Below are 21,276 nucleotides of genomic sequence, written 5' to 3'. Positions count from 1 at the left end.
AGGCACTCTTGCGGTAAACCTTCGAAAGGCTGTACGGCCAGGGTGTTCGCCGATGCTCGCCAGGCCCGCTACACGGGCGGCCACGGGATCGGCGGCCACTGCCCGCCCGGCTTCGGGTGCACCCCGCTGCCGAGCAGCCCCGCCACCCGCCCCCGGAGGGCCTCCACCTCGGCCGCCGTGATGAGTTGCGCCATCCGGGTGGCCAGGGGCTCCCCCGCCGCCAGCTCTCCGGCGAGCAGCCCGAGCACCCGCAGCGCCTCCTCGGTGAGCGGCTCGCCGGCCCAGCCCCACAGGAGGGTGCGCAGCTTGTCGTCCGCGTTGAAGGTGACCCCGTGGTCGATGCCGTACAGGAGCCCGCCGGGGGCCGGCAGCAGATGGCCGCCCTTGCGGTCACCGTTGTTGATCACCGCGTCCAGCACCGCGAGCCGCCGCAGCCGGGGGTCGTCCGCGTGCACCAGCAGCGCGGTCTTCCCCCCTCCCACGTCGGCGAGGCCCACCGCCTTCCAGCCCTCGCCCGGCTCGTCGCCCTCGACGAGGGCCAGCAGCTCGGGCGGGTCCTCCTCGGGGGCGTCGATCCAGAGCTGGCACATGCCCTGCCCGTACGGCCCGTCCCGCAGCACGGTGGGCGGCACGAGGTCCCACCCGGTCGCCCGGGAGATCTCGTACGCGGCCACCTCCCGCTGCGCGAGCGTCCCGTCGGGGAAGTCCCACAGCGGCTGCTCGCCCGCGACCGGCTTGTAGGCGCAGGTGCGCTCCTCGCCCTCGTACGCGACGGTGCAGTGCAGCACCGCGTTGGACGCCCCGCCGACCTGCCCGAGCACGGTGAGCGTGCCCTCGGTGAGCAGGGTGAGCAGCTCGGTGTCCGTCAGGCTCCGCGACGGTATCCGTTCTGGCGCGGGCATACGTGTCCTTCCGGATCGAGCGGCAGGCTGCACAGCGGGCACGGCGGACGGCCGGCGTTGACGACGTCCAGGGCACGCTTGGCGAACGCGCGGGCCTGGGCGCCGCTGAGCCGGACGCGGAGCATCGGCGGGCCGTTCTCCTCGTCCTGGAGGAGCTTCTCCTCGGCCTCCGCGAGGTCGTCCTCGGAGTCCGCGTCGAGCTCGACGAGGGCCTGCGCCTCGACGATCATGCGCTGTTCGTCGCCGTCCCAGGCCAGGGCCATGGTGCCGACCCGGAACTCCTCCTCGACGGGGACGTCGAGGGGGGCGGTGTCGGTGACGTCGGTGGGAGCCACGGCGGGCACCGGCGAGTTACCCCCGGTACGCCGGACCACCTCGTCGAGCAGTTCGTCGATCCGCTCGGCCAGGGCGGCCACCTGGGTCTTCTCCAGGGCGACGCTGGTGACCCGGCCCTTGGAGGAGGCCTGCAGGAAAAACGTACGGCGGCCAGGCAACCCGACCGTACCGGCCACGAATCGGTCCGGTGGGTCGTAGAGGAACACCTGACGGGACACGTCCTGTCTCCCTTGAGAATCGATGGGGTGGATAGCGGCGCTACGGCGCGTCCACCCTACTGCCCACGGAGATCACGGCGCGCCCCCGCCGCCCCCGACCGCCGCGTCCGACGTGGCGTCACCCGCGCCGGAGGGCACGGCGTCCGCACCGACGGCCTGTTCGCGCGGTGCCAGCGGGGTGAGGTCGCCGGTGTCGCCGACCCGCAGGAGGAAGGGACGCAGCCGCGTGTAGCGGATCGCGGTGACCGAGCAGGGGTCCACGTGGATGCGCTGGAAGAGGTCCAGGTGCATGCCCAGGGCGTCGGCGACGAGGGACTTGATGATGTCGCCGTGCGAGCACATGACGTACGTGGCGTCCTCGCCGTGCTCCGCCTCGATCCGGTCGTTCCAGTCGCGTACGGCGTCGACGGCGCGGGCCTGCATGGCGCGCATCGACTCGCCGCCGGGGAAGGCCGCGGCGGAGGGGTGCTGCTGGACGACGGACATCAGCGGTTCGTCGGAGAGTTCGGCGAGCTTGCGGCCCGACCAGTCGCCGTAGTCGCACTCGCTGATGCGCTCCTCGGTGTGCACGGGCAGCCCGGGCCGGGCGTCGATGAGCGGCTGGAGCGTCTGGCGGCAGCGCTCCAGGGGGCTGGTGACGGCGGCGGCGAGGGCGAGCGCGGACAGCCGCGCGGGCAGGGCGGCGGCCTGTTCGGTGCCGCGCTCGTCGAGGAGGACCCCGGGGGTGCGGCCCGCGAGCACTCCGGCCGTGTTGGCGGTGGAGCGTCCGTGGCGTACGAGGATCAGCGTGGGCATACCCGTCAGCCTAGGGCCTCTCGTTTGGATCATGCCGGGCTTGTCTCACGGGCGGGGGTGCGAGGACGGCCGTCGCGGGGAAGGAGGGGGCGGTGAGCTGACCCCGCCCACCTTGTACGTTGTGGTCCTTAACCTCCCGAGGATGCCGAAATGATCGTGGACTGTGCCATCTACCAGGACGGCCGCCGGACCGATGGGCCCGACGACTTCTCCGATGCGCTCGACAAGGCGCGGGCGTCCGACGACGCCTTCCTCTGGATCGGCCTGCACGAGCCGAGCGAGCGGGAGTTCGACCTGGTGCGCCACGAGTTCGGGCTGCACCCGCTCGCGGTCGAGGACGCGCTGCGCGCGCACCAGCGCCCCAAGCTGGAGGTGTACGACGACTCCCTGTTCGCGGTGCTGAAGCCGGTCGTCTACGAGTCGAGCAGCGACACGGTGAGCGCCGATGAGCTGATGATCTTCATCGGGGACTCGTTCGTGGTGACGGTCCGGCACGGCGACAGCGCCCCGCTGGCGGACGTCCGCAGCCGCCTGGAGGCGGACCCGCAGATACTGGCGCACGGGCCGACCGCGGTGCTGTACGCGATCAGCGACGCGGTGGTGGACCACTACATCGACGTGGCGGGTGAGCTCCAGGTGGACCTGGAGGAGCTGGAGACCGAGGTCTTCGCCCCGAGCGCGAGCGGCGACTCCTCGAACACGGCCGCGAGCATCTACACGTTCAAGCGGCAGGTCCTGGAGTTCCGCCGGGCCACCGGTCCGCTGACTGCGCCGATGACCCGGCTGGCGGGGGCCGGGGTGCCGTTCGTCCACCAGGAGGCGCAGCCGTTCTTCCGTGATGTCGCCGACCACCTGACGCGGGTCAACGAGCAGGTGGAGGGGTTGGACCGGCTGCTGTCGGACATCCTCTCGGCCCATCTCGCGCAGATGGGGGTGCGGCAGAACGACGACATGCGCAAGATCTCGGCGTGGGCGGCGATGGCCGCCGTCCCGACGATGGTGGCGGGCATCTACGGCATGAACTTCGACCACATGCCGGAGCTGCACTGGGGGTGGACGTACCCGGCGGTGATCCTGTTCATGACCCTGGCGGTGGTCGGCCTGCACCGCCAGTTCAAGCGCCGCGGGTGGCTGTGAGGGTCACATGTTGCCCTGAGGTTCACGCGTGCCCGTACAGGGTCACGCGTACTCGGGTTCCGGTACGGCCCGGCCGCCGAGCGCGTCGCGCCGCTCGGGCATCTCCAGGCTGACCATGCGCCACCAGCCGATCAGACGCTCGTACGCGTACACGGCGTGGATTCCGGCCGCCAGGGCCAGAGCCTTGGGGCGCGGCCAGCCCAGCAGCCGGCCCATGTGGTCCATCACCGCGAGGCTGACGTCGCGGTAGACGCGGATCTCCGCCAGGGCGCACTCGCGCATGATGCGCTGGATGGTGCGGCCGTGGCCCTCCCGGGCGAGCCGCAGCAGCTCCTCGTGGCAGTAGGCGAGGTGGTTGTCCTCGTCGTCGGAGATCATCCGCACCGCGCGGCCGATGTCGGGGTGGTCGGCGAAGTAGCGCCGCAGCAGCCGCATCTGCTCGGAGGCGCGCTGCTCGGTGATCCGGCTGTGGGCCAGATAGGTGATGATGTCGCGCTCGGTGAGGCGTTCCTCGCCGCGCAGCCGGGAGTGGGCGAGGCCGATGCCCTGCTGCTCCAGGAGCATCGTGTAGTCGGTCTCCGGGGGGACGTCGGCCGGTCGCAGCCCGCGCTTCTTCAGCAGGGCGTTGAAGATCCGGCCGTGCTTGTCCTCGTCGGCGCCGTGCCGGACGATCCTGGGCGCCAGGGCGCGGCGGCTCTCGGGGACCAGGGCGGCGATCCGCGCGTTTTCCCAGCCGCCCTGGGACTCCCCGCTGGCGGCGATGGAGCAGAAGAGCCGGTAGGCCTCGTCGTCTTCCAGGATCTCCTGGAACAGGCTGTGGGCTGAGAGCATGACGGCCACCTCCGTACCGGTCCCCGCGAGGCGGACGCCACGGGGCAGTAGTGCGCAGAGCAGCAGTCAAATGCGCCCGGGAGGAGTCGGCAACCGGAGCAACGGAGGCGGCGGCGAAGGCGCCCCGCGTAACCCCGGGGCGTGCGGCGCGTTGTTCCCGGTGACGGCCGTGGCGGGGAAGACCCCCGAGCCCCCACCACGGCCGTAGTGCTGCCCCGAAGCCTCTGAAGGCGTTACGCGAGAGCCTCTGAAGGCGTTACGCGAGCCCGGAGCGCTCCAGGGCGTCCGTGCCGGCGCGCAGGGCGGTGAGCCGCTCCTCCAGGGTGAAGCCGGCGGGGGCGAGGTTGAGCGTGGTGACCCCGGCGGCCGCGTACGCCTGCATCCGGTCGGCGATGCGCTCGATGGGCCCGAGCAGCGTCGTCTGGTCGATCAGCTGGTGCGGTACGGCGGCGGCGGCCCCGGCCTTGTCCCCGTCCAGGTACTTGTCCTGGATCTCGGCGGCCTCCTTCTCGTACCCCATGCGCTGCGCGAGCTGGTTGTAGAAGTTCTGCTTCCGGCTGCCCATGCCGCCGACGTACAGGGCGGTGTACGGGCGGAACATGTCGGCGAGGCCCCTGACGTCGTCGCCGATGGCGAGCGGCAGCGTCGGGGAGACGTCGAAGCCCTCCAGGGTCTTCCCGGCCTTCTCCCGGCCCGCGCGCAGATAGGTGAGCGCGGTCTCCTCCAGGTGCTCGGCGGAGGGGAAGATCAGCAGGGCGCCGTCGGCGATCTCACCGGTCTGCTCCAGGTTCTTCGGGCCGATCGCGGCGATGTAGAGCGGGATGTGCTCGCGCTCCGGGTGGACGGTGAGCTTGATCGGCTTGCCGGGGCCGCCGGGCAGCGGCAGCGTCCAGTGCTGGCCCTCGTAGGAGAGCCGCTCGCGGGTCATCGCCTTGCGGACGATCTCGACGTACTCGCGGGTGCGGGCCAGCGGCTTGTCGAACTTGACGCCGTACCAGCCCTCGGAGACCTGCGGGCCCGAGACGCCGAGGCCGAGCCGGAAACGGCCGCCGGAGAGCGAGTCGAGGGTGGCGGCGGTCATCGCGGTCATGGCGGGCTGGCGGGCCGGGATCTGCATGATCGCGGAGCCGACGTCGATGGATTCGGTCTGGGCCGCGACCCAGGTCAGCACGGTCGGTGCGTCCGAGCCGTAGGCCTCGGCCGCCCAGCAGACGTCGTAGCCGAGGCGATCGGCCTCCTGGGCGACCGCGAGGTTGTCGCCGTCCATCCCCGCGCCCCAGTAACCGAGATTGATGCCGAGCCGCATAGCCGCTCCCCTTACTGATCAGTAACGTCCCTTCCTGGGGACTCTAGCGCGGGTGGCGGCGATCCGGCAGGCCCGCGCGACCTCCCGTTGTCCACAGGCCTGCACCCCGTGGGGCCATGGCCAGTAATCTCAGCGCCCATGGAGCAGAGGCATCTCGGCCGCACCGGCCTACGCGTGTCCCGGATCGGGCTCGGCACCCTCACCTGGGGCCGGGACACGGACGAGCACGACGCCGCCGACCAGCTCAAGGCCTTCTGGGACGCGGGCGGCACCCTGGTGGACACCGCCGATGTGTACGGGGGCGGGGAGGCCGAATACCTGCTCGGGCGGCTCGTGGGCAGCCTGGTGCCACGCGAGGATCTGGTCATCGCCACGAAGGCCGGAAACGTCCCCGACCCCTACCGACGCGTCAACGGCTCGCGCGGACACCTGCTGGCCGCCCTGGACGCCTCGTTGGAGCGGCTCGGCACGGATTACGTGGACCTGTGGCAGGTCCACGCCTTCGACCCGGCGACCCCGCTGGAGGAGACGCTCCAGGCGGTGGACCTGGCCGTCTCCTCCGGCCGGGTCCGGTACGCGGGCGTGTCGAACTTCTGCGGCTGGCAGCTGGCCAAGGCCGCCACCTGGCAGCTCGCCGCGCCCGGGGTGCGCACCCGGCTGGCCAGTACGCAGATGGAGTACTCGCTGCTCCAGCGGGGCATCGAGCGGGAGGTGCTGCCCGCCGCGCTGGACCTCGGCATCGGGCTGCTGCCCTCCTCGCCGCTGGGCCGTGGCGTGCTGACCGGCAAGTACCGCCAGGGCACCCCGTCCGACTCCCGGGGCGCCTCCGAACGGCTCGCCCCCTTCGTCGAGCCGTATCTGGACGACGCGGCGGCCCGGATCACCGACGCGGTGGCGACGGCGGCGGACGGCCTGGCGACGAGCCCGCTCCATGTGGCGCTGGCCTGGGTGCGCGACCGGCCGGGGGTGGCCGCCCCGATCGTCGGTGCGCGCAACGCCGGGCAGCTCGCGGAGGCTTTGTCAGTGGAGGCGCTTAGTCTTCCCTACGAGATCTGCCAGGCGCTCGACGATGTGTCGGCGCCCGTGCACCGCTATCCCGACCAGGACTGGAGCACGCTGTGACTGCGCTTCCCGGGGAGACCCCCGGCACCGTCGGCACGGACACACCGCAGGGCACCGAGCCCCCGGCGGCCACCGACGCCGAAGGCCCCGCGCACGCCGAAGCGCCCGACGCTGCCGAGGCCGAGGCCGGGCCTGAGGCTGAAGTGGCCGACGAGACCGGTGACGCGGCCGATGACGGGCCTGCGGGTGAAGCGCCCGCGGCCGCCGCGCTCTCCGAGGCGCAGGCCGAGCTGGCCGCCCAGCGTGAGCTGCGCGAGAAGATCGCGAAGCGCAAGGCCGAGAAGGGAGGCCCCGTCGCCGCCGGTACGAAGCTGAGCGGCCCCGCCGCCGATCTGCTGGCGGCCGTCCGGGCCGTGGAGAGCGGCGAGAAGGCGGGCACGGAGTTCTTCGACTCCCCCGCCGCCGCACCCGCGCCCCGTCGCGCCGCCCCGGCCCCCGCAGGACGGCCTCCCCGCCCCGCGCCGACCCCGGTCGACCCCGTCGACCGGACCGCCTCGCCCGAGGCGACGGAGGCGGTGCGGGCGGTCCTCACCGAGGGCGGGGCCCCCGAGGCCCTGGCCCGCCCCGCCACCGGGACCCTGGGCGAACAGGCCGCCGAGCTGCTGCGCGCCGACCCCTGGCAGCTGCTGGCGGTCCCGGGCGTCCGCCCCGAGCAGGCGGACGGCTTCGCCCGGGCCCTGCTGGGCGCCGCGTGCGGCCCGGACGACGGGCGCCGCACGGCGGCCCTGGTCGGCTGGCTGCTGGAGCGCGCCGCCCTCCAGGGCCACACGGCACTGGACGCCGAGGCGGTCCGGGCTGCGCTCGCCGAGCGTGCGGTGAGCGACCCGGAGGAGGCCGTGCGCAACGCCGTGGAGGAGGGTGTCGCCCTGGTCTTCCAGGAGGGCACGGACCCCACGGAGCCGGACGCCGTGTACGAGGACGAGGAGGACGGCGAGGCCCCGGCGGACGCGGAGACCGGGACCGAGACCCCGGAGCCGGTCCAGGTGCTGCTGGGCCTGGACCGGTACGCGCTGGCCGAGGAGAGCCTCGCCGACGGCCTGGCCCGCCTCATGAACGCCTGCGAGAAGGGCGCCGACTGGGCGGAGGCCGCTGCCGCCGCGCCCTCCCCCTCGGCCGCCGAGCTGATCCGTACGGCGGCCACCGCCGGGCTCGTCGCGCACAGCGGCGGCGAGGCGGCCCGGGCCGAGCCCGCCGCCCTGATCGCGGCGGCGCGGGGCCTGGGGCTGCGGGCCCTGGGCGCGACCCACAGCGAGGACGGCCGCCGCCGACTGGCGGACGCGGTCGGCGCCCCGGACGCGGCGGTCACCCTGGCCGGGCTGCTCTCCGCCACCGAGGGCCCCGGCCGCGACGAGGACGGGGCGCTCGCCCTGGACCTGCTCGTGGTGCTGGACGCCCCCCAGCTGGACGTGGAGGGCGCGGCCGTCCTGGTCGAGGCGCTGGCGGACGGCGTCCGGCTGGTGCTGAGCGGTGACCCCGGTGTGCTGGGCTCGGCGGGCGCGGGGCGGGTTTTCGCCGACGTGCTGGCCGCACGCGCGTGCCCGCAGGTCGTCTCCCGTACGCCGGACCCCGGGCCGATCGGCGAGCTGGTCTCCGGTATCGGCATCGGTGAGCTGACCCAGGTCGAGGCCCCCGGCAAGGAGGTCGTGATCGTCCCGGTCCGCGACGCGGGCGAGGCCGTCCACCGCGCGGTGCAGCTGGTCGCGGACTCGGTGCCCCGGGCCTTCTCCATCCCCGCGGGCGACACCCAGGTCATCACCGTGGGCCATGGCGGGGCGGCCGGGACCCGGGTGCTCAACGAGGCCCTGAAGCAGCGGCTCAACCCGGGGCCCGGCCGGTTCGGCGGGTTCGACCCGGGCGACCGCGTAATCCATGTCCCGGCGCCCGGCCGTGCGGTGCCCGGGGTGGTGCGCTCGGCCGACGCCGAGGGGCTGCACCTGGAGTGCGGCGGCGTCCCCGTCGTCGTACCGCAGGAGCGGGTGGAGTCGGCGGTGCGGCACGGGTGGGCGCTCAGTGCCCATCAGGCGGCCGGAATGCGCTGGCCCGCCGCGGTGGTGGTGCTGCCGGGCGACGCGGCGGCGGGGCTGAGCCGGCCGTGGGTCTACACCGCGTTCGGCCGGGGCGAGCGCCATCTGTCCGTGGTGCACGGGGTGGACCAGGCGCTCCCGCACGCGGTGGCGCAGATCCCGGCCCAGGAGCGGACGACCCGGCTCCGGGCACTGCTCGAAGCCGTCCCGACGCCTGACGCGGCTTCCTGAGGCACGTACGACAGCGGGCAGGCACGTACGACAGCGGGCCCCGGCGCACTCCGCGCCGGGGCCCGCTGTCAGGTCACGCGCGGCCCGCCGCAGGCTCGTCGAGCTCCTCGTCCAGCTCCTCCTCGTCGAAGACGGCGCTGACGTCGAAGCGGCACACCACCAGCTCCGGGTCGGCGTCCTCGAACGGGGCGCCGAGCCACTCCCCCGGCTCGGGCAGCGCGTCGGCGGCCGAGACCCAGAGGGTGGAGTCCCCCTCCTCCAGGCCGAACTCCTTGTGCCGGGAGGCGATCTCGTCCGGTTCGTACTCGCCGAAGAGCATGCCGAGCGCGGCGTGGACGCTGGTGCCGACCACCGGGGTCGTGGACCCGTCCGCGCCGGGTCCGGCGTCGATGTCGGCGAGGCGCTGGGCCTGGGCGAGCAGCCGCGGGGGCTCCGCGACCGCGTAGTCGCGCCGGATCAGCACGCTCAGCGCGCTGGGCTCGGCGGGTCCGGCGTAGGGCGGCAGGGAGTCGTCCGCGCCGGGGATCTCGAAGGGGGTGACCTCGTCGTAGCGGTCGTAGAGGAGCTCGTCGTAGACCTCGGCCGCAGCGGCCAGTGAGTTGAACGCTTCGTAGACGGCGGGGTCGTCGTCCCCGGTACGGCGTTCGACCGCGTCGAGGTGACGGTCGATCGCGGCTTTGACCGCCTCGGCGGCGGCACGTACCTCGGCAGCGGTGGGCTGCGCAGCATCAGACATAGTGCAGACGCTATCCGTACCGGGGCTCTGCCCGCACAATAGATGCGATGCCGGAATACGAATTTGCCGACGTGTATGTGCCGCGCGGGGTCTCCCGCAAGGAAGCGGCCCGACTACTGACCGACCACGCCGAGTACGGACACTGGGAGCTGGACCGCCTGACGCTGCGCCGCGACGGCAGCCGCAGGGTGCGGCTGCGCCGACGGATCATCCGTCAGCTTCGAGCCACCTGGTGACAGGGATACGCGCCACCTGAGAGCACGGAACGGGCCCCGCCGATGCGGGGCCCGTCCGTGTTCGTCCTGCTGTTCTCGTCCTGCCGTGCCGACCGGTGGGGCGCCCGGATCAGGCGGCGCTGCGGGAGCGGCGGTAGAGCACCGATCCCATCCCGGCCAGCAGCAGTCCGGCGCTCGCCGGGATGAGCATCTCCATGCCCCCCGCGCCGGTCTGCGCGAGCTGCTCCTCCGGCTCGAGCTGGGGCCCGGGGACATTCGGCTCGGGCGGCTGGTTGGCCGGGGGCTCGACCGGCGGGTCCACCGGCGTCTCCGGCGTGACCGGGGGCTTCACCGGCGGCGGCGGGGGCGGCGGCGGCTCGGCGTCGTTGGAGCAGCTGTTGCCGAAGGTCGGGTTCAGCAGCCCGATCACGGAGACGCTGTTGCCGCAGACGTTGACCGGGACGCTGATGGGCGCCTGGATCGCGTTACCGGAGAGGATGCCGGGCGAGCCCTGCGCGACCCCCTCCGCACCGGCGCCACCGGCCCGGTGGCGGCCCGTGCCGGGCTCGCCGTGCCGGTCGGTCGCGGTGGTGTTCCCCGCCTGCGCCGCGTTTCCGCCCTGCGCCCCGTTGCCGGCCTGGGAGCCTTCGCCGGAGCCGCCGCCGATACGGTTCTGCGGTCCGGAGTCCTGGCGCGACTGCGCCGACCCGTTCTCGCAGTCGTTTCCGAAGGTGGGGTTGATGAGACCGCCGACGGTGACCGAGTTGCCGCAGACGTTGACCGGGATGTCGATCGGGACCGAGACCGAGTTGCCGGACAGCACGCCCGGCGAGCCCGTGGCCGTCGAGGCCGCCCCGGCGTCGGCGTGGGCGTAGCCGCCACTGAGAGCGAGGACCCCGCCCGCCGCCGCCATGGTGATCAGGCCTTTACGAGTGACCTGTCGCATAGGTTCGTTTCCTGCCTTCTGCCTTCCGAAAAACCCCCGGACATGACCGTGCGGGAGCCGAATGCCGAACGGTCCCGGAGTGCATGGCACGCACTCCGGGACCGGCCGAGCTCAAACCCTTAACGGGTTGACGACCAGCGTCAGGCGTTGACGCAGGTGTTGCCGAAGGCGGGGTTCAGCAGCCCGATCACGGAGACCGTGTTGCCGCACAGGTTGATCGGCACGTGGACCGGGACCTGGACGACGTTGCCGGAGAGCACGCCGGGGCTGCCGATGGCCGCACCCTGGGCGCCCGCGTCGGCGGAAGCCATGCCCGCACCCGCGAGAACGAGGCCACCGGTGGCAGCCGCAACTGCGACGACCTTCTTGATCATGATTCCTCCTAGTTGGAAAGTGCGGTCCCAGCCGCGGACCGCAAACCTTGTAACGAGGAGGGTGGAGCGGGGCTACGCATGAACGGCGCGTTTCACCCTTTCGGTCACGTACGCACAGGCAGTCGAATTACGCACGCGTCCGGTCGGCGGTTCGTACGGGCCCGGTCAGCAGTTGTCGATGAACCGGTCGAGCACCCGCACGCCGAACTGCAGACCGTCCACCGGGACCCGCTCGTCGACACCGTGGAACATCCCGGCGAAGTCCAGCTCCGGCGGCAGCTTCAGCGGGGCGAAGCCGAAGCCCCGGATACCGAGGTCGTCGAAGGACTTGGCGTCGGTGCCGGCCGAGAGCATGTACGGCACGGCGCGGGCGATCGGGTCCTCGGCGACCAGCGCGGTCTGCATGGCGTCGACCAGCGCACCGTCGAACGTGGTCTCCAGGGCCTTGTCGGCATGCACGTCCTCGCGCTTCACGTTGGGGCCGAGAATCCGGTCCAGGTCGGCGAGGAACTCCTCCTCGTACCCCGGCAGGTAACGGCCGTCGACATGGGCGGTGGCCTGGCCCGGGATCACGTTGACCTTGTAGCCGGCGCCGAGCTGGGTGGGGTTGGCGGTGTTCTGGAGGGAGGCCCCGATCAGCTTGGAGATGCCGCCCAGCTTGGCGAGCGTCTCGTCCATGTTCTCCGGGTCCAGCTCGGTGCCCAGCGCGTCGGAGAGCTCGTCCAGGAAGTGCCGCAGCGTCTTGGTGACGCGGACGGGGAACTTGTGCCGCCCCAGCCGTCCGACCGCCTCGGACAGCTCCGTGATGGCGTTGTCCTTGTGGATCATCGACCCGTGCCCGGCGGTGCCGTCCACGGTGAGCTTCATCCAGTGCATGCCCTTCTGGGCCGTCTCCACCAGATAGAGGCGCAGCTTCTCGTTGACGGTGAACGAGAACCCGCCGACCTCGCTGATCGCCTCGTTGACGCCCTCGAAGAGCCCCGGGTGGTTGTCGACCAGGTAGCGGGCGCCGTACGTACCGCCCGCCTCCTCGTCCGCGACGAAGGCCAGCACGATGTCGCGCGGGGGCTTGCGGCCGGTGCGCATCCGCTCGCGTACGACCGCGAGGGTCATCGCGTCCATGTCCTTCATGTCCACGGCACCCCGGCCCCAGACGCAGCCGTCCGCGATCTCGCCGGAGAACGGGTCGTGCGTCCAGTCCGCCGCGTTGGCCGGGACGACGTCGGTGTGCCCGTGGATGAGCAGGGCGGGCCGGGAGGGGTCCTCGCCCTCGATCCGGGCGACGGTGGAGGCACGGCCCTTGTGCGACTCGAAGATCTGCGGCTCCAGACCCACCTCGGCGAGCTTCTCCGCCACGTACTCGGCGGCGAGCCGCTCACCGGGGCCGGAGTGGTCGCCGTAGTTGCTGGTGTCGATCCGGATGAGGTCACGACAGAGGTCCACGACCTCCTTCTCGGCGTTGCCGCCGCCGACGGCCCTGCCCGTGCTGCTCTCGCTCACGCTGCTTCCTTCCGCTGTCGCTGTGGTGCTCCTCCCCATCCTCCCGCGCCCACCGCCCACACCCAAGACCGTGCACCCCCCGTCACGCACCGTTCACAGCCATCGGGGCGTGATCGAGCACCCCCGAATGTTTGCTATGGTTTTCCACGTCGGAACGGGCACGGCCCGCGAGACAGACACCTTGTCCGGGTGGCGGAATGGCAGACGCGCTAGCTTGAGGTGCTAGTGCCCTTTATCGGGCGTGGGGGTTCAAGTCCCCCCTCGGACACCAGCAGGAGCCCCACTTCGGTGGGGCTCTTTTGCGTCACCGGGTTCGGCGGGAAAGGGACGGGGATGAGGGGCCGCAGGAAGGCGTCCGCCGGGCCGCTGCCCCAGCGGGACGGGATCGATGCCGTGCGGGTGCGGCTGCCGGAGGATCCGGAGGGGCGCTGGGGATGCGTCGGGGAGTATCTCGTCGCGCGGTTCGGTGGGGCGATCGGGGCCGAGCGGGTCGCGGCGATGCTCGGCGCGGGGCGGTTCGCGGGGGCCGACGGGGGCGCTGTGCGGGGCGGTGAGCCGTACGCCGCCGGGCTGTCGCTCTGGTTCCACCGGGACTTCGCGGCCGAGGAGCCGGTGCCCTTCCCCATCGGGATCGTGTACCGGGACGCGCATCTCGTGGTCGCCGACAAGCCGCACTTCCTCGCCACCACGCCCCGGGGGCGGCACATCACCGAGACCGCGGTGGCCCGGCTGCGGCGGGAGCTGGGGGCGCCCGCGCTCCAGCCCGCGCACCGGCTGGACCGGCTGACGGCAGGGCTCGTGCTCTTCGTGGTGCGGCCGGAGGAGCGGGGCGCGTACCAGACGCTGTTCCGGGACCGGCTGGTGAGCAAGGAGTACGAGGCGGTGGCTGCGTACGACCCGTCGGTGGCCCTTCCCCGGATCGTACGCAGTCGGATCGTGAAGGAGCGTGGGGTGCTCGCCGCCCGGGAGGAGCCGGGTGAGGCGAACAGTGAGAGTTACGTGGAGCTGCTGGAGCGGCGCGGCGGGCTGGGGCGGTACCGGCTGGTGCCCGCCACCGGGCGTACGCATCAGCTGCGGGTGCATATGAACGCGCTGGGGGTGCCGATCCTCCACGATCCGCTGTATCCGGTGGTGGAGCCGGAGGCGGAGGGGGCGGTGGAGGACTTCTCCCGGCCCTTGCAGCTGCTGGCGCGGCGGCTGGAGTTCACCGATCCGGTCAGCGGGGAGCCGCGCCGCTTCGTGAGCGCGCTGCGGCTCTCCGCCTGGCCTGAGGGGTGAGTCACGCGGTCGTCAGTGGCCGCGCTTGATCCAGTCGTCGAGCTGCGGGGCCTCCGCGCCGATGGTGGTGGGGTCGCCGTGGCCCGTGCGGACCTTGGTGTCGCCCGGGAGGGTGAGCAGGCGGTCCCGGATCGAGTCGATGATCGTGGGGAACGACGAGAAGGAGCGGCCGGTGGCGCCGGGGCCGCCCTGGAAGAGCGTGTCGCCGGTGAAGACCGTCCCCAGCTCGGGGGCGTAGAGGCAGACGCAGCCGGGGGCGTGGCCCGGGGTGTGCAGGACCTTGAGGGTGGTGCCGGCGACGGTGATCTCCTGGCCGTCGGCGAGGGGGCCGTCGGGGGTCCGCTCCGGGTGGGTCTGGAGCCAGAGCGGGAGGTCGGCCGGGTGGAGCAGGATCGGGGCGCCGGTGGCATCGGCGAGGGCCGGGGCAGCGTCGATGTGGTCGTTGTGGGCGTGGGTGCAGACGATGGCGCGCAGCGTACGGCCGCCGAGCGCGGCCTCGATGGCGGCGGCGTCGTGGGCGGCGTCGATGACGATCGCCTCGGTGTCGTCGCCGACGATCCAGACGTTGTTGTCGACCTCCCATTCGCCGCCGTCGAGGGCGAAGGTGCCGGAGGTGACCAGGTGGTCGATGCGGACGGTCATCAGAAGACCACCACCGAGCGGAGGACGTCGCCGTCGTGCATCCGGGCGAAGGCCTGCTCGATGTCGCCCAGGCCGATCGTCTCGGTGACGAAGGCGGCGAGGTCGAGGCGGCCCTGCTGGTGGAGGTCGACGAGCATCGGGAAGTCGCGGGAGGGCAGGCAGTCTCCGTACCAGGAGGACTTGAGTGAGCCGCCGCGGCCGAAGACGTCCAGGAGCGGCAGTTCGAGCTTCATGTCCGGGGTGGGGACGCCGACGAGGACGACCGTTCCGGCCAGGTCGCGGGCGTAGAAGGCCTGTTCGTAGGTCTCCGGGCGGCCGACGGCCTCGATGACGACGTCGGCGCCGTTGCCGTCGGTGAGGGCGCGGATGGCCTCGACGGGGTCGGCGGAGCGGGAGTTGACGGTGTGGGTGGCGCCCATCTTCTTCGCCGTCTCCAGCTTGCGGTCGTCGATGTCGACCGCGATGATCTTCGCCGCTCCGGCCAGCCGGGACCCTGCGATGGCCGCGTCGCCGACGCCGCCGCAGCCGATGACGGCGACCGAGTCGCCGCGGCCGACCTGGCCGGTGTTGATGGCGGCGCCGATGCCCGCCATGACGCCGCAGCCGAGCAGTCCGGCGACCTCGGGGGCCACTTCGGGGTCGACCTTGGTGCACTGGCCGGAGGCGACCAGGGTCTTCTCGGCGAAGGCGCCGATGCCGAGGGCGGGCGACAGCTCCGTGCCGTCGAGCAGGGTCATCTTCTGCTTGGCGTTGTGGGTGTCGAAGCAGTACCAGGGGCGGCCGCGCAGACAGGCGCGGCACTGGCCGCACACCGCACGCCAGTTGAGGATGACGAAGTCGCCGGGGGCGACGTCCGTGACGCCCTCGCCGACCGACTCCACGACGCCCGCCGCCTCATGGCCGAGGAGGAAGGGGAACTCGTCGTTGATGCCGCCCTGCTTGTAGTGCAGGTCGGTGTGGCAGACGCCGCACGCATGAATCTTGACGACGGCCTCTCCGGGGCCGGGGTCGGGGATGACGATCGTCTCGACCCGCACCGGCTCGTTCTTCCCTGGTGCGATGACCCCTTGCACCTGCTGTGGCATAACCCTGGTCTCCCTGCTCCCGCGCTTCGCGAAGATCGAACGCCGACCACCGTACGCCTCGGAGCACCCTCTACGGTGCGAGCACGTCCAGTTCGTGCAGGGCGCCCACCGCGATCTCCTTGGTGATTCGCTCGGCCGCCTCCGGGTCGCCCTCGCGGACCGCTTCGGCGAGGCGTACGTGGAGGGTGACGGCGGCCGGGTCGGGGTCCTCGAACATCACCTGGTGGTGGGTGCGGCCCGCCAGGACCTCGGCGACGACGTCCCCGAGCCGGGCGAACATCTCGTTGCCGGAGGCGTTGAGGACGATCCGGTGGAAGGCGATGTCGTGTTCGAGATAGCCCTCCAGCTGCTGGCCGCGGGAGGTGGCGACCATGCCGAGGGCGCGTTCGGTCAGCTCGGCGCACTGCTCGGCGGTGGCGTGGCGGGCGGCGAGGGAGGCGGCCACCGGTTCGATCGCGGAGCGCAGGACCGTGAGGGAGCGCAGCTGGCGGGGGCGGTCGGAGCCGGCCAGGCGCCAGCGGATGACCTGCGGGTCGTAGACGTTCCAGGTCTCGGTGGGGCGGACCGTCACACCGACGCGGCGGCGGGACTCGACCAGGTGCATCGATTCCAGGACCCGGATCACTTCGCGGATCACCGTACGGGAGACGTCGAAGCGCTGGGCCAGCTCGTCGGTGCGTAGGACGCTGCCCGGCGGGCACTGGCCGGAGGAGATCTCCAGACCCAGGGTGTCCAGCACATGTGTATGCAGCCCCTGGCTCTGTGTGGTCATGGGTCAAGCCTACGGGGCGGCCCTCGGGAACAAAAAGTACGACGTATGTGTCACAGACTCTTGAATAAGTCGTACCTAATAGGTTTCAGTAGCGCGACGGACCGATGTCGAAGACGACAGCGAGACAGCGAGGCACCCCATGAGCACCCCCCACGTCGTCGTGGTGATGGGCGTAGCAGGAACCGGCAAGACCACGATCGGTCCCCTGCTCGCCGCCGAACTCGGCGTTCCGTACGCCGAGGGCGACGACTTCCACCCCCCGGCCAACATCGAGAAGATGTCGGCCGGCACCCCCCTGGACGACGACGACCGGTGGCCCTGGCTGGACGCCATCGGTGAGTGGGCGCAGGGGCGGGCGGGGCTCGGCGGGGTCGTCTCCAGCTCGGCCCTCAAGCGGTCCTACCGGGACCGGCTGCGGGCCGGGGCGCCCGACGCCCTGTTTCTGCATCTGACCGGCGACCGGGCGCTGATCGAGGAGCGGATGGCGGACCGCAAGGGCCACTTCATGCCCACCGCGCTGCTCGACTCCCAGTTCGCGACGTTGCAGCCGCTCCAGGCCGATGAGGCCGGGGTGGACGTCGACGTGTCCGGCACACCTACGGAAATCACCCAGCGAGCCGTCGCGGCACTGCGCCGGCTCGACACCTAAGGATCATCACCGTGACCAGTCTCAGCGTCGAGATGCTGGCAGCGGACGCCGCCGAACCGATCACTTCGGCAGGCAACGCGCAGTTGGGCATCGCCGTACTGGCGGGCATCGCCGTCATCGTTCTCCTGATCACCAAGCTCAAGATGCACGCGTTCCTGGCGCTGACCATCGGTTCGCTGGCGCTCGGCTCCTTCGCGGGAGCGGCCCCGGCCGACACGATCGCCAGCTTCACCGCGGGCCTCGGCTCCACCGTCGCGAGCGTCGGTGTCCTCATCGCCCTCGGCGCCATCCTGGGCAAGCTGCTCGCCGACTCCGGCGGGGCCGACCAGATCGTCGACACCATCCTGGCGAAGGCGAGCCGGGGGGCCATGCCGTGGGCGATGGTCCTCATCGCCTCGATCATCGGGCTGCCGCTCTTCTTCGAGGTCGGGATCGTGCTGATGATCCCGGTGGTGCTGCTCGTCGCCAAGCGCGGCAACTTCTCCCTCATGCGGATCGGCATCCCGGCGCTGGCCGGACTCTCCGTGATGCACGGGCTCATCCCGCCGCACCCCGGCCCGCTGGTCGCGATCGACGCGCTGGACGCCAACCTCGGTGTGACGCTGGCGCTCGGTGTGCTGGTCGCCATCCCGACCGTGATCATCGCCGGACCGGTCTTCGCCCGGTACGCCGCGCGCTGGGTGGACATCGAGCCGCCGGAGAAGATGATCCCGCAGCGGCCGTCCGAGGAGCTGGACCGCCGTCCCAGCTTCGCCGCCACGCTGGTGACGATCCTGCTGCCGGTCGTGCTGATGCTGCTGAAGGCGCTCGTCGAGATCGTCGTCGACGACCCGGAGAACAGCGTCCAGCGGGTGACGGATGTGGTCGGCTCGCCGCTTATCGCCCTGCTCGCCGCCGTCCTGCTCGGGATGTTCACCCTCGGCCGGGCCGCCGGGTTCACCAAGGGCAGGCTCGCCGGGACGGTGGAGAAGTCGCTCGCCCCGATCGCCGGGATCCTGCTGATCGTCGGCGCCGGCGGTGGCTTCAAGCAGACGCTGATCGACGCCGGGGTCGGCCAGATGATCCTGGACTTCTCCGAGAACTGGTCGATCCCCGCCCTGCTGCTCGGCTGGCTGATCGCCGTCGCGATCCGCCTCGCCACCGGCTCGGCCACGGTCGCCACGATCTCCGCCGCCGGTCTGGTCGCCCCGCTCGCGGCCGACATGTCGACCTCGCACGCGGCTCTGCTGGTGCTGGCCATCGGTGCCGGTTCGCTCTTCTTCAGCCATGTGAACGACGCCGGGTTCTGGCTGGTGAAGGAGTACTTCGGGATGGACGTCGGCCAGACCGTGAAGACCTGGTCGGTGATGGAGACCATCATCTCGGTGGTCGCGATCGCCTTCATCCTGCCGCTGTCGCTGTTGCTGTAGCCCCCTCCCCCGCTCAGAGGGAGAGCGCCCGCCCCGGTTCCGTACCGGGGCGGGCGCTCTCACGTACGTACGAGGTGGTCAGCGGCGGGTGGAATCGCTCTCGGCCGCCTTCTCCAGCTGGAACGCCTCGTTGCCGAGGCCGATTCGGGCGTGCACCTCGGGCTTGGCCTTGCGCAGGACCGCTCCGTAGACGAGCCCGCCGATCAGGGCGAGGACGATCACTCCGGGCAGCAGCCAGTTGAGGGCAGATCCGTCGCCGGAGCCCACGAGGACGTCGAAGTCGCGGACGGTGAAGACGGCGATCGACAGCAGCGCGATCCCGGCGAGGCCGGAGGCGACCAGGCGCGGGGCCTGGGCGCGGCCCGCGCCGCGCTTGACGAAGAAGGCGATGACGGCGAAGGAGGCGGCGGCCATCAGCAGGATGACGCCGAGCGCGCCGACGTTGCCCATCCAGGTGAACAGGCGCAGGACGGGGACGGTGGGGTCGCCGATGTGGTTGTCGTCGCTGAAGGCGAAGGCCAGCACGATGACGACGGAGATGACGGACTGGAGCAGCGAGCCGATGCCGGGGGCGCCGCTCGCGCGGTTGGTACGGCCGAAGCGGGCGGGCAGCAGGCCCTCGCGGCCCATGGCGAACGCGTAGCGGGCGACCACGTTGTGGAAGCTGAGGAGCGCGGCGAACATGCCGGTGACGAAGAGGATGTGCAGGACGTCGGTGAAGGTCGAGCCGAGCCGCTCCTCGGTCAGGCCGAACAGCATGCCCGGGCCCTCCTTCAGGGAGGTGTCGGCGATGAAGCCGGGTCCGGCGGCGACCGTCAGGGCCCAGGAGCTGATGGCGAGGAACAGCGCCGCGTAGCCCACCGCGAGGAACATCACGCGGGAGACCACGATCTGCGGGCGGCTGGTCTCCTCGGCGTAGACCGGGGCCTGCTCGAAGCCGACGAACGCGGCGATGCAGAAGCAGAGCGCGGTGGAGAGCCCGGCGCCGGTGAGGGTCTGCGGGTTGAACGCCGCGAACGACAGCCCCTCGGGGCCCGGCTCGGAGACGGCGGCGATGTCGAAGATCACGACGAGCAGGCACTCGATGACCAGCAGGACACCGAGCACCTTGGCGTTGAGGTCGATCTTCAGCCAGCCGAGGATGCCGACCACGACCACCGAGATCAGTGCGGGGATCCACCACTGCACGTCGATGCCGGCGTACGTGGAGAGGATGACGGAGACCTCGAAGCCGAGGATCCCGTAGATGCCGACCTGCATCGCGCTGTACGCCACCAGCGCCACCAGCGAGGCTCCGGCACCGGCGGTCGGGCCGAGGCCGCGGGCGATGTACGCGTAGAAGGCGCCCGCGTTGTGGACGTGCCGGCTCATCTCCGCGTAACCGAAGCTGAACAGCATCAGGACGGCGCCGAGGATCACGAAGAGCAGGGGCTGGCCGACGATGCCCATCACGCCGAAGACCGTGGGCATCACTCCGGCGACCACCATCAGGGGGGCGCTGGCGGCGAGCACGGAGAGGAGCAGGCCGGGGGTGCCGAGGCGGTTCGCCCGCAGGGCGCGTTCCTCACCCTTGTAGGTGTTGATCCCGCCGGTATCGCCCGTCAGCCTGGTGGTGCCGGTCTGCCGGGTCTTGCCTGGAAATGAACTGCCCGTCGACATGGCGGGGGTGGTCCCTTCTTCGGTCTTCGGTTCTCGGGCGTGCGTGGGTGCGTCAGGGGGTGCCGAGTGCGTGGTCCCGGGCGGCGGTGAACGCGGCGTACGGGTCGCGGCCGGAGTACGACCAGGGGGCGGCCGTGGCGTGCGGGCCGATGCGGTGGAAGAGGGCGGCGGCCTCGGCGGTCCGGCCCTCGCAGACCTTGGCGTGGGCCAGGAAGTTGAGGTCGACGCGGTGGCGGGGGTGGTCCTCGCGCTCCCACTCCAGCCACCAGTCGAAGGCCGCCTTCATCACCTGCCGGGCCCGCCGCCCCGACCAGTGCCCGGACGCCACCGGGTCGTCCGGTTCGCTGCCGGCCGCCACGAGTACGCGGTAGCGCTCGGCGTGGGCGACGACCGGGAGCACCGCGAGCGGCGAGTCGGCCGGGGCCTGTTCGGCGGCCCAGGCGGCGAAGTCGTACACCTCGTGCAGCGGGTCCTGGCCGCTTTCGGGGCGGCTCTCGGCCAGTTGCGCGGTCATCACGTGGTGGGCGTGGTGGTGCTCGGGGTGACGGGAGCGGACCTCCTCGAAGAGCCGGCCGGTCTCGTCACCGCCGTCGTCGCGGCCCCGGTCCAGGAGGAGCAGGGCCAGCCACGGGGTGGGGTCGTCGGGGGTGATCCGGGCGGCGGCGAGACAGGCCTGCCGGGCGCGGGCGGCGTCGTCGGCCTTGGCCTTGGGGCGCAGGGCCCGTACGACACAGGCGCAGCCGAGGAGGGTGGAGGCGTCGGCGCTCTCGGGTTCGGCGAGCAGCCAGTCGCTGGCCCAGTCCACGGCGGAGGGGATCTCGGCGAGGCCCAGGACGCGGTGTCCCCGGCGGTCCCAGTCGTTCCCGGTGGTCACCAGCAGGGCGCGGGCGTCGCCCCAGCGGCCCTGGGTGAACTGGCTGCGGGCGTCGATGAGTTCGCGGTCGTCCAGGGCCGGGTCGAAGGCGTGGTCCGAGCGGCCGCCCCGGCGGCGGGAGCGGCCCAGGGGCGGCGGAGGCGGGGACATGCCGCAGACTTCTTTCGACGCGGTGTGCGAGCAGATGATCGCGCACAGCAAAGCGGTAGGGAATGCTCCGAGTCAAGAGGTGGTC

General features: G+C 72.0%; 21 protein-coding genes and 1 tRNA gene. 8 read left to right on the top strand and 14 right to left on the bottom strand.

All coding sequences use genetic code 11. The features are described from left to right. Positions 1-68: 68 nt before the first annotated feature. The 3 genes from R2B67_RS30350 to R2B67_RS30340 all read right to left on the bottom strand — a co-directional run bounded on the left by R2B67_RS30350 (position 69) and on the right by R2B67_RS30340 (position 2,251). Complete coding sequence (locus tag R2B67_RS30350) at positions 69-902, bottom strand: Rv2133c family protein (protein WP_317822467.1); 834 nt, start codon at positions 900-902, stop codon at positions 69-71. Beyond that, entirely contained in the window at positions 866-1,456 is a 591-nt protein-coding gene (locus tag R2B67_RS30345; RefSeq protein WP_018515374.1) for an Rv2134c family protein, read from the bottom strand. The genes R2B67_RS30350 and R2B67_RS30345 overlap by 37 nt, the downstream gene beginning before the upstream one ends. Before the next feature lie 72 nt (positions 1,457-1,528). Continuing rightward, on the bottom strand, positions 1,529-2,251 hold the full coding sequence (locus tag R2B67_RS30340) for a histidine phosphatase family protein (protein WP_018515375.1): 723 nt from the start codon (positions 2,249-2,251) through the stop codon (positions 1,529-1,531). Positions 2,252-2,401: 150 nt separating this feature from the next. Here R2B67_RS30340 and corA point away from each other — a divergent pair, with 150 nt between their 5' ends. Beyond that, on the top strand, positions 2,402-3,388 hold the full coding sequence (corA, locus tag R2B67_RS30335; protein WP_317822464.1) for a magnesium/cobalt transporter CorA: 987 nt from the start codon (positions 2,402-2,404) through the stop codon (positions 3,386-3,388). A gap of 42 nt (positions 3,389-3,430) precedes the next feature. On the opposite strand, the gene R2B67_RS30330 is transcribed toward corA, so the two are convergent. Together R2B67_RS30330 and R2B67_RS30325 are read right to left on the bottom strand one after the other, a co-directional pair. After that, positions 3,431-4,219, bottom strand: a complete 789-nt coding sequence (locus R2B67_RS30330) for a ferritin-like domain-containing protein (protein WP_317822462.1) — start codon at positions 4,217-4,219, stop codon at positions 3,431-3,433. Positions 4,220-4,475: 256 nt separating this feature from the next. Next, positions 4,476-5,525 carry an LLM class F420-dependent oxidoreductase gene (locus tag R2B67_RS30325; RefSeq protein WP_317822461.1) on the bottom strand — a complete coding sequence of 350 codons (1,050 nt, stop codon included), beginning with the start codon at positions 5,523-5,525 and terminating at the stop codon, positions 4,476-4,478. Positions 5,526-5,663: 138 nt separating this feature from the next. Here R2B67_RS30325 and R2B67_RS30320 point away from each other — a divergent pair, with 138 nt between their 5' ends. Together R2B67_RS30320 and R2B67_RS30315 are read left to right on the top strand one after the other, a co-directional pair. After that, the gene (locus R2B67_RS30320) at positions 5,664-6,647 is read left to right on the top strand and encodes an aldo/keto reductase (RefSeq protein WP_237325044.1); all 984 of its coding nucleotides are present in this window, start codon (positions 5,664-5,666) and stop codon (positions 6,645-6,647) included. Then, the gene (locus R2B67_RS30315) at positions 6,644-8,902 is read left to right on the top strand and encodes a helix-hairpin-helix domain-containing protein (protein ID WP_317822459.1); all 2,259 of its coding nucleotides are present in this window, start codon (positions 6,644-6,646) and stop codon (positions 8,900-8,902) included. Before R2B67_RS30320 ends, R2B67_RS30315 begins: the two co-directional genes overlap by 4 nt. 73 nt (positions 8,903-8,975) lie before the next feature. Here the strand turns inward: R2B67_RS30315 and R2B67_RS30310 are convergent, their stop codons facing one another. Continuing rightward, positions 8,976-9,638: a hypothetical protein gene (locus R2B67_RS30310; RefSeq protein ID WP_018515381.1), complete on the bottom strand. Its 663-nt coding sequence runs from the start codon at positions 9,636-9,638 to the stop codon at positions 8,976-8,978. Positions 9,639-9,685: 47 nt separating this feature from the next. On the opposite strand from R2B67_RS30310, the gene R2B67_RS30305 reads away from it, so the two are divergent. After that, a complete protein-coding gene (locus tag R2B67_RS30305) occupies positions 9,686-9,874 on the top strand; it encodes a DUF5703 family protein (RefSeq protein WP_109977076.1) in 189 nt (62 codons plus the stop codon). 109 nt (positions 9,875-9,983) lie between these two features. On the opposite strand, the gene R2B67_RS30300 is transcribed toward R2B67_RS30305, so the two are convergent. The 3 genes from R2B67_RS30300 to R2B67_RS30290 all read right to left on the bottom strand — a co-directional run bounded on the left by R2B67_RS30300 (position 9,984) and on the right by R2B67_RS30290 (position 12,673). Further along, positions 9,984-10,799: a chaplin gene (locus R2B67_RS30300; protein WP_317822457.1), complete on the bottom strand. Its 816-nt coding sequence runs from the start codon at positions 10,797-10,799 to the stop codon at positions 9,984-9,986. Positions 10,800-10,939: 140 nt separating this feature from the next. Further along, a complete protein-coding gene (gene chpH / locus R2B67_RS30295) occupies positions 10,940-11,173 on the bottom strand; it encodes a chaplin ChpH (RefSeq protein WP_015607544.1) in 234 nt (77 codons plus the stop codon). A 165-nt stretch (positions 11,174-11,338) separates the two neighbouring features. Beyond that, on the bottom strand, positions 11,339-12,673 hold the full coding sequence (locus R2B67_RS30290; RefSeq protein ID WP_317822454.1) for a M20/M25/M40 family metallo-hydrolase: 1,335 nt from the start codon (positions 12,671-12,673) through the stop codon (positions 11,339-11,341). A 183-nt stretch (positions 12,674-12,856) separates the two neighbouring features. On the opposite strand from R2B67_RS30290, the gene R2B67_RS30285 reads away from it, so the two are divergent. Both R2B67_RS30285 and R2B67_RS30280 read left to right on the top strand, forming a co-directional pair. Beyond that, positions 12,857-12,944 (top strand) — tRNA-Leu (locus tag R2B67_RS30285). Positions 12,945-13,006: 62 nt separating this feature from the next. Next, positions 13,007-13,951 (top strand): RluA family pseudouridine synthase, encoded by a 945-nt coding sequence (locus R2B67_RS30280; RefSeq protein ID WP_317822453.1) that lies wholly within the window; start codon positions 13,007-13,009, stop codon positions 13,949-13,951. Between the two features lie 12 nt (positions 13,952-13,963). Here R2B67_RS30280 and R2B67_RS30275 read toward each other — a convergent pair whose 3' ends face one another. From R2B67_RS30275 to R2B67_RS30265, 3 genes are all read right to left on the bottom strand, one after another. Further along, positions 13,964-14,593 (bottom strand): MBL fold metallo-hydrolase, encoded by a 630-nt coding sequence (locus tag R2B67_RS30275; protein WP_317822452.1) that lies wholly within the window; start codon positions 14,591-14,593, stop codon positions 13,964-13,966. Further along, complete coding sequence (locus R2B67_RS30270; RefSeq protein ID WP_317822451.1) at positions 14,593-15,678, bottom strand: S-(hydroxymethyl)mycothiol dehydrogenase; 1,086 nt, start codon at positions 15,676-15,678, stop codon at positions 14,593-14,595. The genes R2B67_RS30275 and R2B67_RS30270 overlap by 1 nt, the downstream gene beginning before the upstream one ends. 70 nt (positions 15,679-15,748) lie before the next feature. Next, positions 15,749-16,450, bottom strand: coding sequence for a FadR/GntR family transcriptional regulator (locus R2B67_RS30265; RefSeq protein WP_026242087.1), 702 nt, complete (start codon positions 16,448-16,450; stop codon positions 15,749-15,751). A gap of 139 nt (positions 16,451-16,589) precedes the next feature. Here R2B67_RS30265 and R2B67_RS30260 point away from each other — a divergent pair, with 139 nt between their 5' ends. After that, on the top strand, positions 16,590-17,099 hold the full coding sequence (locus R2B67_RS30260; RefSeq protein WP_317822450.1) for a gluconokinase: 510 nt from the start codon (positions 16,590-16,592) through the stop codon (positions 17,097-17,099). A gap of 11 nt (positions 17,100-17,110) precedes the next feature. Further along, the gene (locus R2B67_RS30255; RefSeq protein WP_317822449.1) at positions 17,111-18,508 is read left to right on the top strand and encodes a GntP family permease; all 1,398 of its coding nucleotides are present in this window, start codon (positions 17,111-17,113) and stop codon (positions 18,506-18,508) included. A 78-nt stretch (positions 18,509-18,586) separates the two neighbouring features. Here the strand turns inward: R2B67_RS30255 and R2B67_RS30250 are convergent, their stop codons facing one another. Further along, positions 18,587-20,167 (bottom strand): APC family permease, encoded by a 1,581-nt coding sequence (locus R2B67_RS30250; RefSeq protein ID WP_317822448.1) that lies wholly within the window; start codon positions 20,165-20,167, stop codon positions 18,587-18,589. 52 nt (positions 20,168-20,219) lie between these two features. Further along, positions 20,220-21,191 carry a hypothetical protein gene (locus R2B67_RS30245; RefSeq protein ID WP_237325058.1) on the bottom strand — a complete coding sequence of 324 codons (972 nt, stop codon included), beginning with the start codon at positions 21,189-21,191 and terminating at the stop codon, positions 20,220-20,222. Between the last annotated feature and the right edge of the window lie 85 nt (positions 21,192-21,276).

The organism is Streptomyces cyaneofuscatus (assembly GCF_033109485.1).
GTDB classification, from domain to species: Bacteria; Actinomycetota; Actinomycetes; order Streptomycetales; family Streptomycetaceae; genus Streptomyces; species Streptomyces cyaneofuscatus.
This window is presented reverse-complemented; position numbering and strand designations above follow the sequence as displayed.